This window comes from Tritonibacter sp. SIMBA_163 (genome assembly GCF_046535935.1).
Lineage (GTDB): Bacteria > Pseudomonadota > Alphaproteobacteria > Rhodobacterales > Rhodobacteraceae > Epibacterium > Epibacterium scottomollicae.
Genome location: NZ_JAWJBP010000921.1, coordinates 1 through 252 on the forward strand (window position 1 = coordinate 1; position 252 = coordinate 252).

A 252-nucleotide genomic window follows, 5' to 3' on the forward strand; every position below is an offset into this window, starting at 1 on the left:
CGTCATGAACCAATCGAGCACTTCTTGCGTCTGAGGTGCGCCTATTGGAAATTCTTTCAGAAACGTTTCGTGCTGTGCGGCATTCTTTAGGGTGTGAGCCCGCATGAACCCGTCGCTAGTGCGCTCCGAATTTTCGCCCTGCACATGATAGAGTAGCGCGTTGAGTTCGTGATTGCCCATGATCGCTATCGCGTGACCGTGCAGTTGCATTGCGCGCACGAGAGAGATCACCACGGAGTTTTGGTCCCCTCC

Annotated in this window: 1 pseudogene; it reads right to left on the reverse strand. The window is 54.4% G+C overall.

Annotation, left to right across the window (positions count from 1 at the left end):
- Window positions 1–234: pseudogene (locus tag R0J92_RS25015) on the reverse strand (metallophosphoesterase); the annotation flags it as partial.
- Between the last annotated feature and the right edge of the window lie 18 nt (window positions 235–252).